This is a genomic window from Rhodovulum viride (genome assembly GCF_003265965.1).
GTDB classification, from domain to species: domain Bacteria; phylum Pseudomonadota; class Alphaproteobacteria; order Rhodobacterales; family Rhodobacteraceae; genus Rhodovulum; species Rhodovulum kholense.
Genome location: NZ_MUAV01000073.1, coordinates 1 through 1,931, shown reverse-complemented (window position 1 = coordinate 1,931; position 1,931 = coordinate 1). Strand labels below are relative to the sequence as shown.

Sequence of the window (1,931 nt, the reverse complement as noted above, 5' to 3'; positions counted from 1 at the left end):
ATCGTCTTGCAGGTCGGCTTCGGAGGTCTGCTCATGCTGCCCGGCTAGCATGCTGGATTCACGAGATGAATCCCCTAGATTTGCGCAACAACGCCCCGGCGCCCTGCCATGTAGTTTAACGCTGCTTTGCAGCCTGTGTCATGATCAGGCGCTTTGATGATGGACTGCGCAACCGCAGTGATCAGCGAGAGTTTCGGACCTACGGCCTTCGGGCTTCCCGAAACACCGATTGGAATGACACCGCTCATCCGCTGCGCCTGGCATGAATGACCTGTGTGGGTCGAGGCTGTGTGAAAACTCGGACAGGCATCGTCGATGCCGAAACGAGGTTTTCCCAAAGGAACAACGGAAGTATTTCGTTCTGGCTCCGGCCGCCACACAGGCCGCTGAGAAAACTGTTCCCGCCAGATTCTCGAAATTGGCGTTTTCACACAGCCTCGGCCGAGCGCGTCAATCAGTTCATCGCCGTCGCTAGGGGCGTGGAGCGGCCGTTCGGCCCCGTTCCGAGGCATCGGTCGGGCTTCCCCAAAGCGGACCTTCACCGCGCTTCGACGCCGAGTCGGCCGGATCTCGGAAGTCTGGGCGGGGAGCGGATGTTCGGGGCCGTTCTGCGGCATCGGCCGAGCTTCCCCGAACTGGACCTTCACCACACCACAGAGCGCGCGGGCCTGAGATTCGGAATTCTGGGCGGGAGAGCCGACCTTCGCTGCGTCCTGAACGAACGGCAGCGAAGCGCAACCTAGCCGCAAGCCTGCACCAGCCTCACGACCTAGATCTTGCGAAGGTCCGGCTCTTCATCTGCTGCCTCCGGTGCCGTGGTCACGATCTTATCCTCGTGTCTAGGCAACCGGCAGCAGGCCTGCCGGCCGCAGGCGTGTAAAGCGCCATTGCCCTGGCCAACAGCAGGGTGCGCGCAACTGATCGCCGCGAGGCAAGGAAGAGCGCGACCATAGCAAACCAGATCAGCGACGAGGCCAGCCCTTGCTCGGACAGGTCGTCGGTGATCGCGGCGATCCAGAAGCCGGAGCCGAAGACCAGAATCAGGACGACCATGCCGTATTCCAGAAAGGTGACGGCAAGATTGGGCGGCGGCAGCAGGTCGACCGGTTCGGCGGCCAAAGAGACCGGCCGCAAATACGGCACACCTTCCGCGGTTCCTATTCGTTCCTGCGCCAGGACCACCATGCGATCATGTCTGGCATTCCAGACCGCAAGCGAAAGGGCGGCCAGCGAGATGCAGATCAAGGCCGCCGTTCCCAGTGCCATCCGCATCGTCTCGAAGGCCACCAGCGAAATCGCGACTGCGGTTACCATAGGGCCGAGATAGATCATCGAGACGGAAAAGACGATGTAGCCGACAGCGCGACGCAAGACGACAAGCAGCCAACTGGAAAGGAAAATCGTAGCGGGCAGACAGATCGCGGCCCAACTGACCCAGGCGCGCCAGGAAACGGCCTCGGGCCGGAACAGGTCGAGCGGGTCGGTGAGCTGAAGCAGCGCGGCAAAGTAGAAAACCCCGAACAGGACCGCGCCCAGAAGAGCCGCGCTGCGCAGTTTTCCGTCCCAGCATTCCGGTGCAGATCCCAGTACCAGGCGCACCGACCAGAGATTACGCAGCACCGACATCAGAACCATCCTTCGGGAACCGCTTTCGCTGCCCTGTTTTGCAGGACATTCCAGCCTTCCCGTATATCGTCCGCCTTTTCATTCGCTCAAGATGCTACGAAAGGCCAGTTTGGGGAAGCTGCGGCGCAGCGCAGGCCAGCCTCGTGAATGCCCGGAGAGGGCCGTCAGCTTCAGGTAGTAGGAGGCCGGAGGGAGCTGCGCGGTTTGTCCGCCCCGGTGTTGTTGCAGAACTTGGGCGGTGAAGGATTCACATCGGAAATCCATGCGGTTAGACGAGCGGCATGAGCAAGCCCAAGCCCGCCCGC

Annotated in this window: 1 protein-coding gene; it reads right to left on the bottom strand. The window is 61.7% G+C overall.

Translation table 11 applies throughout. The features are described 5' to 3' along the window. Positions 1-819 precede the first annotated feature (819 nt). The gene (locus tag BYZ73_RS20885) at positions 820-1,635 is read right to left on the bottom strand and encodes a hypothetical protein (RefSeq protein ID WP_181498147.1); all 816 of its coding nucleotides are present in this window, start codon (positions 1,633-1,635) and stop codon (positions 820-822) included. Positions 1,636-1,931: the final 296 nt, after the last annotated feature.

What these genes read in the sequence shown, in the direction of transcription:
- BYZ73_RS20885 (WP_181498147.1), bottom strand. Translation starts at nt 1,635, where the DNA reads ATGGTTCTGATGTCGGTGCTGCGTAATCTCTGGTCGGTGCGCCTGGTA.